9 protein-coding genes, 6 tRNA genes and 1 pseudogene are annotated in these 6,755 nt (G+C 41.0%); 1 reads left to right on the forward strand and 15 read right to left on the reverse strand.

Translation table 11 applies throughout. The features are described from left to right. Nucleotides 1-40: 40 nt before the first annotated feature. From P7J49_RS04295 to P7J49_RS04335, 9 genes are all read right to left on the reverse strand, one after another. Entirely contained in the window at nucleotides 41-1,552 is a 1,512-nt protein-coding gene (locus P7J49_RS04295) for a zinc ABC transporter substrate-binding protein AdcA (RefSeq protein ID WP_408569599.1), read from the reverse strand. 9 nt (nucleotides 1,553-1,561) lie between these two features. Beyond that, nucleotides 1,562-2,374, reverse strand: coding sequence for a metal ABC transporter permease (locus P7J49_RS04300; RefSeq protein ID WP_002936593.1), 813 nt, complete (start codon nucleotides 2,372-2,374; stop codon nucleotides 1,562-1,564). Beyond that, a complete protein-coding gene (locus tag P7J49_RS04305) occupies nucleotides 2,367-3,071 on the reverse strand; it encodes a metal ABC transporter ATP-binding protein (RefSeq protein WP_002936595.1) in 705 nt (234 codons plus the stop codon). Before P7J49_RS04305 ends, P7J49_RS04300 begins: the two co-directional genes overlap by 8 nt. After that, a complete protein-coding gene (locus P7J49_RS04310; RefSeq protein ID WP_004195554.1) occupies nucleotides 3,072-3,515 on the reverse strand; it encodes a zinc-dependent MarR family transcriptional regulator in 444 nt (147 codons plus the stop codon). Between the two features lie 159 nt (nucleotides 3,516-3,674). Beyond that, nucleotides 3,675-4,235 (reverse strand): hypothetical protein, encoded by a 561-nt coding sequence (locus tag P7J49_RS04315; protein ID WP_408569601.1) that lies wholly within the window; start codon nucleotides 4,233-4,235, stop codon nucleotides 3,675-3,677. A 195-nt stretch (nucleotides 4,236-4,430) separates the two neighbouring features. Further along, the gene (locus tag P7J49_RS04320) at nucleotides 4,431-4,772 is read right to left on the reverse strand and encodes a hypothetical protein (protein ID WP_044688517.1); all 342 of its coding nucleotides are present in this window, start codon (nucleotides 4,770-4,772) and stop codon (nucleotides 4,431-4,433) included. A gap of 39 nt (nucleotides 4,773-4,811) precedes the next feature. After that, nucleotides 4,812-4,982 carry a hypothetical protein gene (locus P7J49_RS04325; protein ID WP_408569603.1) on the reverse strand — a complete coding sequence of 57 codons (171 nt, stop codon included), beginning with the start codon at nucleotides 4,980-4,982 and terminating at the stop codon, nucleotides 4,812-4,814. Nucleotides 4,983-5,000: 18 nt separating this feature from the next. Then, nucleotides 5,001-5,285, reverse strand: coding sequence for an LPXTG cell wall anchor domain-containing protein (locus P7J49_RS04330; RefSeq protein ID WP_408569604.1), 285 nt, complete (start codon nucleotides 5,283-5,285; stop codon nucleotides 5,001-5,003). Nucleotides 5,286-5,400: 115 nt separating this feature from the next. Next, nucleotides 5,401-5,532 (reverse strand): hypothetical protein, encoded by a 132-nt coding sequence (locus P7J49_RS04335; RefSeq protein WP_408569606.1) that lies wholly within the window; start codon nucleotides 5,530-5,532, stop codon nucleotides 5,401-5,403. Nucleotides 5,533-5,751: 219 nt separating this feature from the next. On the opposite strand from P7J49_RS04335, the pseudogene P7J49_RS04340 reads away from it, so the two are divergent. Beyond that, nucleotides 5,752-6,132, forward strand: a pseudogene (locus P7J49_RS04340) (transposase); the annotation flags it as partial. Between the two features lie 118 nt (nucleotides 6,133-6,250). Here the strand turns inward: P7J49_RS04340 and P7J49_RS04345 are convergent. The 6 genes from P7J49_RS04345 to P7J49_RS04370 form a co-directional block, all read right to left on the reverse strand. Continuing rightward, nucleotides 6,251-6,334: transfer RNA gene (locus P7J49_RS04345), tRNA-Leu, on the reverse strand. An 11-nt stretch (nucleotides 6,335-6,345) separates the two neighbouring features. Next, nucleotides 6,346-6,417 (reverse strand) — tRNA-Gln (locus tag P7J49_RS04350). An 11-nt stretch (nucleotides 6,418-6,428) separates the two neighbouring features. Further along, nucleotides 6,429-6,501, reverse strand: a tRNA-His gene (locus P7J49_RS04355). Between the two features lie 7 nt (nucleotides 6,502-6,508). After that, nucleotides 6,509-6,579 (reverse strand) — tRNA-Trp (locus P7J49_RS04360). Nucleotides 6,580-6,586: 7 nt separating this feature from the next. Then, nucleotides 6,587-6,667, reverse strand: a tRNA-Tyr gene (locus tag P7J49_RS04365). 20 nt (nucleotides 6,668-6,687) lie between these two features. Next, nucleotides 6,688-6,754: transfer RNA gene (locus tag P7J49_RS04370), tRNA-Phe, on the reverse strand. Between the last annotated feature and the right edge of the window lies 1 nt (nucleotide 6,755).

The following is a 6,755-nucleotide window of genomic DNA, read 5'->3' on the forward strand; positions in this document are numbered from 1 at the left end:
GAAGAAAGACTGAACACCTTGCCCAGTCTTCTCATTATTCTTAGTGAGCCAGCATCTCCTGACCAATTTCCAAACCAGTCAAACCAACAGGGTAGTATGTCGGCCAGTTTTCCAACTCTTCCAAGAGTTTTTCTTGGCTCTCTCCACCAAAATAGATATGGAAGTGACCTGTTTTAACAGGGGCGATATTGTGGTCGCTGAATTGCACGTACTTATAGTCACCTGCGTTTGCATCTGTTGCTTCAAACAAGAAACGAACACCACGATTTCCTTTTTTGTAGGTCAAAATCTTATAACCCACATACTTATACGTGAATTTTTCTTTCTTATCTCCCACTACAAATTCCATGGTATTATCTGTAATGTTAATTTGATCAACATCTGTTTTGTAGCCAGTATCGTAATAAACCTTGTACTCTTCAGCTGTCATACCACCTTTGATCTTAGCCTTGTAATCCCAGACCTGATCTAGTGTACCATCAAGCAAGTATGGATAAACAGATTGCCACTCACCTACATAATCTGAAAGAGTACGATCTTTTACGGCACTATCTTCAAAATAACCATTATAAACAGTTTGCGCAGTCTCAGCACCCTCTTCTGGCAAAATTTCAGAACCTTCTTGGGAAGTTGTTTTTTCAAGGGCAGTCAGATTATCTTCCATAACAGAAATATAATCCTTACCATTTTTCATATCCTCATCCGTCAAACTTTCAAGAGGATTAAGAACATCCAACTGAACCCCAGTCTCTTTAGCAAGTGTTTCTGCAACAGATTTTGACGCATTTTCTTCAAAATAGATATACTTAATACCATATTTATTGATATACTCTGTCAATTCCGCTAGACGTGATGGAGTCGGATCCTCATCTGCAGCAACACCTGTAATAGAAACTTGTTTCAAACCATAGTCCAAAGCCAAATATGCAAATGCAGTATGTTGTGTAACAAAGTATTTCTGTTTCGCAGCAGATAATGTTTCAGAATACTTCATATCTAAAGCATCTAATTTCTCAATATAGGCTGCCGCATTTGTTTCAAAAGCATCTTTCTTTTCTGGGTATTTAGCTACCAAACTATCACGAATATTTTCTACAAGTGTGATGGCACGCTCAGGAGACAACCATACATGCGGATCATAAGCATGACTATGCCCCTCCTCACTATGGTCGTGATCTTCATGTTCCTCCTCACCGCCAGGCAAAAGCAACATCCCCTCCGTCGCACTAATCACATTAACCTTTGTTGTATCAAGTGATTTTTCAACATCATGAACCCATGTTTCCATATTTTCATTTTCATAAACAAAAGCATCTGCCTCTTGGATACGAGCAATATCTTTAGCTGACGGCTCATAACCATGAACCTCTGTCCCAGCCTTAACCAACAGATCAACATTTGCCTCATCACCTGCCACCTGCTTGGTGAACTCATAAACAGGATAAAAGGTCGTTACAATATTCAACTTCCCATCTTCAGAAGCTGTGCTATTGCCACAAGCCCCCAAAAGCAAAGCTGAGACAGACAAGAATAATAAACCAACTTTTTTCATCTTAACTCCTTATTTTTTAAATTTTTGAACAACATTCACCAGTAAGAAAATACTAATGAAAATCAAGGTAATACTTGCACTCGCTGGGGTTTCTGCATAGTAAGAAGTCAGCAACCCCATGACCATTCCAAAAAAACCAATTCCCATCCCCGTAAAGATAACAGCTTTAAAACTCTTACCAAGTCGCAATGCAATAGAAGCAGGCAAAACCATAATTGTTGAAACCAGCAAAGCACCTGCCGCAGGAATCATTAAGGCAATGGCAACACCAGTCACCACATTGAAGGCAATGGACATAGCTCGCACAGGTAACCCATCTACAAATGCCGTATCCTCATCAAAAGTAAGAATATACATCGGACGTAAAAACAACAATGTCAGCACGATGACAATCACAGCAATCGTAAACAAAGCAATTACCTGCTCCTGACTAATGGTCACTATCGAACCAAACAGATATTGTTCCAAGCTAAGCCCTGATTTCCCACCAGATTTATTCATGACAATGAGCGAAATAGCCAAACCAGTCGACATGAGGATAGCCGTCCCAATTTCCATAAAGTTTTTGTAAATTGTCCGCAAATACTCTAAAAATACAGCTGCCACAATAACGACAAGAACAGTCGAAAGTGTTGGTGAAATCCCCAATACCAAACCAAATGCAACCCCCGCCAACGAAACATGACTAAGAGTATCCGACATCAAACTCTGCCGTCTAAGTATCAAAAAGACCCCCAAAATGGGCGAGAACAGACTCATCGCAATAATCGCCAGAAAAGCACGCTGCATAAAGTCATAATGAAATACAGATAGATCAAACATGGGCAACCTCCTCATCCGCTTCATGAACATTGAAACAACGCCAAGGAGACTGCTGATCACGAACCAAGTGAATGTTTCGATCAGCATACTTATTCAGCTCATCAGGATCATGAGTTATCATCAAAACCGACTTTCCATGCTTCTTAGCCGAATGGTGCATGAGCTGGTAAAAAGCATCCTTGGTCCCTGCATCCATCCCTGTTGTCGGTTCATCCAGAATAAAAATATCTGGATCAGAGGCAAACATACGCGCAATGACCGCACGCTGCTTCTGCCCACCACTCAAAGCACCTAAGCGCTTATCCCGATGTTCCCACATTCCAACTGATTCCAAACTAATCCGAACATGTTCCTCATCATGGGCTGTCAAACGACGAAACCAACCTTGCCGAGGATAACGCCCTGATTTTACAAATTCGTAAACCGTGCTCGGAAAACCAGCATTAAAACTTGCAATTTGCTGAGGTAAATAGGCCATTCTCAACTTCTTCCCCTTTATACTCTTCTCAGCAATAGAAACCTTCCCTTGTTTGGGCTTCAATATCCCCAAAGTCGCCTTAATGAGGGTTGTCTTGGCTGCGCCATTCTCACCAGTCAAAGTCACAAATTCCCCACTATCAAGATAATAATGAATATGTTCTAAAACCGGTTCTTTGTCGTAGTAAAACGACAAGTCTTCCACAGTAATATATCTCATTTATTTTCTAATCTTCTCCACTAACTCACTTAAGAATCGAGCAATTGACTCCTGCTCTTCAAGACTATAATGTTCCAAAAGCTCTTCATAAGCTTCCAAGGTATGCGCGTGATGATGAGCATGCTCTGCAGCAATAGGCTTAGCAGCCTCAGTCAAACTAAAGCGAACAATACGAGCATCCTTATCATCTCTAACCGCCACCAATAACCCCTGAGCAACTAATGACTTTGTAGCCTTCGTGATCGCAGCCTGACTAACATTCAACTCCTTAGCAATCTCAGTATTAGTATATGCAGCCTTTTCAATAAGCATCAAAATATGCTCCTGCGTATTCGTCAACTTCACCGTGCTTTGACAAGAACCAACCAAAATCTCCAATTGATTCTCCGAACTCAAAACAATCTCGTGCAGGTACTTCTCAATTTCTAATGCAATACGATTCATAGGCATCCCCTTAACCTTTTAATTAACTTGTTAAGTATACCACATAGAAAACAAAAAAACAAGGAAAATTTACTGAAAAAAAGTATATCTATCCATAGCAACTCGTAAGCCTTCTTAATAAAAAAGAAACACCAATTCCTTCATTTCAAACTATTCTTACTATCTGTTAACAGCAGATTCCGCCTCTGTTGTAACATCCCTATACTCGAGATTAGTCAAGCTTGCATAGACATCATCGATACTATCACGATAAAAATGATCCGACTGAGCAGATAGCTTAACCATTTTATCTTTATCTAGTTTACTCGGTGCTTCTAGTGTAACAATACCATCCTTGTCAATAATCAATTTAGAGAAATTGTAAACATAGAAATCTGTTGAAGTTTTGACAAAAGAATCTTCTTTTGCATTAACATACTCATAAACAATAGCTAAATCCCCATAATAACTATTCTTCCACCCTTTAGTCTCTTGATAGTCATGACGATAAAAAATATGATGACGCTTCAAACTATACTGACTGGTAAGTTTTTTCTCTGCAAAATCTTTTTCAGCCTGCTCTTGGGCAATGGCAAGCAAGTCAGCTAGATTTTTAATTTCGCTAACAGTATCAGGAATTTTATCCAAACCAGAAACCTCAAGACTAATTTCCTTATCATCTGTCAATACATAGCCTGTATTCATGGCTAATTCTACTTTCTCTACCGAAAAAGCAATCATATCTCCATTCGAAATTGGTGTACTATTGCTTGCGGAAGGTTTCAATATATCATCACCATTCTCCCCAATAGGATAGAGAATAGTACTGTCAATACTGATTTCTGGATAATCTACCTGACCACTAATGCCAGTATAAGTAACTGCCAGCTTTTTTACCAGATCCTGAGAACTAATTTCTGTTTTTTCTATAATCCCCTATACATCGTAGGTATAGGTTTCAGATTTTATCTTACTAGCCACAGCCAATTCCTTATCCACATCAACTGTCACTTTCACCTTATCTCCATTGCTCAATGCCTCAGAGCCATCTACTGAAACAGACACCCCATCATGGACAGCATCTTGTTCCTCATCTGTTGCATCCTTCCCATAAAGTTCGGCAATCAGCTCCTCCCTATCAAGAGATACGGTTGCAGTTCCATAACCATCGTACCCCTTAAAAGAAACCGATAGATATTCTTTCGTTCCCATCTGACAAGCCGTTAACACCAAAACTGACAAGGCTACAAAACCTAATCTTAATAATTTCTTTTTCATCTTTCTCCTACAAACCAGGACTTCTCCAGTTCATTTGAATCAGCGAATAGTTGCATGGACGCCGTAACGCTCCATGTTAGCTAATTTTTCATTAGCTCGCGCATTCTGGATAGCTGCCCTTGCCGCGGCATATTCCAAATGAGCCTGCCCTTTACGAAGTCGCTCTGCCTGATCACGCAGTTGTGAAATTTGAGCATTACTCCGCGCCAATTGTTCTGCCATTCTTTCCTATCCTCTTCTCCGTTTTTTTGCATAACCTAGTCCAAGACCAGCAAGGACCGTGTAGCCTAACAATACCAAAAGGCTTTCTTGTGAGCCCGTTTGTGGCAGCTGTCTATACTTTTCAACTCTGCTATAAGTGATTGGCTGCAGCTTAGTACCTACAGTTTGGTTGCCATCAAAGTAGCCCGCAATCTTACCAACTTTATCTGTGATAGCAATCGGTTGACCGCCTGTATCATTGATAGCTTGTCGCTGAGACACAATCTGTGCTTGGGTATAAGCCTCCTTCACAGCCTCATATTGAGCTTTAGTCTTCGTTGCTACGTCAGCATTGAGGTTATCAACAGCTTGATTCGCATTACTTTCAGCTTCTGAGATAGCTGTTTTGGTATCTTCTACAGCTTCTTCAGCTTTTGCAATGTTCTTCAGCTTTACTTGCTTCGGCGTCTGCTACAGCGCCTGTAGCTGTGTCAACAGCTTCTGCAGTCGCTTCTTCTGCAATAGTAGCATCAGCCACCACAGTAGTTTGGTCAGTCACAGCCTGGTCAGCAGAAGTCTTAATAGTAGCCGCCTGATCAACCGTTGCTTCAGTATTATCAACATACTAAAGTAGAAGTACTATAGCAAATCTAACAGTACTACAATGTCAGAAATATTGGCTCTATAATTTCTGTAGTGGGTAAAACCACCGTGGAGATTATGGAGCCTTTTTAAGTATATACAAAAAGTCCCATATGACCTATAATGAAAAGCAACCAAACTCACATTAGAAAGACTCATATGGAACAACTCTTTCTCCGAGGAACTACGACAGCACTATGAACTCTATCAATTGCTCTTATTCCATTTCCAAGAGAAGAACTCAGACCATTTCTTTGACCTCATCGAACAGGAAATAGCCACTGTTAATCCTATTTTCCAGACGGTATTTAAGACATTTCTAAAGGATAAAGACAAGGTTTTGAATGCCCTAGAATTGCCTTATTCCAACGCCAAACTGGAAGCTACCAATAATCTCATCAAAGTCATTAAGAGAAATGCCTTTGGTTTCAGGAACTTTGAAAACTTTAAAAAGCGAATTTTGATTGCTTTGAACATAAAGAAAGAGAGAACGAAGTTCGTCCTCTCTAGGTGTTAGCTTTTCATCTACCCACTACAGTTGACAAAGAGCCGAAATATTCTGAGCCTAAAACCACCCTACCCGCCAGACAAAGCAAAAAAGAAACGCTGATAAATCAACGTTTCTTCATAAACTATACCGGCGGCCGGGGTCGAACCGGCACGTCCTTGCGGACACTGGATTTTGAGTCCAGCGCGTCTGCCAATTCCGCCACGCCGGCATATAGTTGAACTGGGGTAGCTGGATTCGAACCAACGCATGAGGGAGTCAAAGTCCCTTGCCTTACCGCTTGGCGATACCCCAATATTAAAATAGGCGAGTGAGGGGAATCGAACCCCCGAATGTCAGAGCCACAATCTGATGTGTTAACCACTTCACCACACCCGCCATATAACACGGGCAGTAGGAATTGAACCCACACTGAAGGTTTTGGAGACCTTAGTTCTACCTTTAAACTATGCCCGTAAAGGTATGGAGAGAGAGGGATTCGAACCCCCGAACCCGAAGGAGCGGATTTACAGTCCGCCGCGTTTAGCCTCTTCGCTATCTCTCCGAAATATAATATTAAATTAATGGCGCGAGACGGAATCGAACCGCCGACACATGGAGCTTCAATCCATTGCTCTACCAACTGAGCTACC

Origin of the sequence: Streptococcus suis (assembly GCF_046032515.1) — a bacterium.
Lineage (GTDB): Bacteria > Bacillota > Bacilli > Lactobacillales > Streptococcaceae > Streptococcus > Streptococcus suis_AL.

Coding starts and splice junctions, on each gene's coding strand:
- P7J49_RS04305 (WP_002936595.1), bottom strand. CDS start 3,071: ATGAGATATATTACTGTGGAAGACTTGTCGTTTTACTACGACAAAGAA.
- P7J49_RS04300 (WP_002936593.1), bottom strand. CDS start 2,374: ATGTTTGATCTATCTGTATTTCATTATGACTTTATGCAGCGTGCTTTT.
- P7J49_RS04295 (WP_408569599.1), bottom strand. CDS start 1,552: ATGAAAAAAGTTGGTTTATTATTCTTGTCTGTCTCAGCTTTGCTTTTG.
- P7J49_RS04315 (WP_408569601.1), bottom strand. CDS start 4,235: ATGATTGCTTTTTCGGTAGAGAAAGTAGAATTAGCCATGAATACAGGC.
- P7J49_RS04310 (WP_004195554.1), bottom strand. CDS start 3,515: ATGAATCGTATTGCATTAGAAATTGAGAAGTACCTGCACGAGATTGTT.
- P7J49_RS04320 (WP_044688517.1), bottom strand. CDS start 4,772: ATGAAAAAGAAATTATTAAGATTAGGTTTTGTAGCCTTGTCAGTTTTG.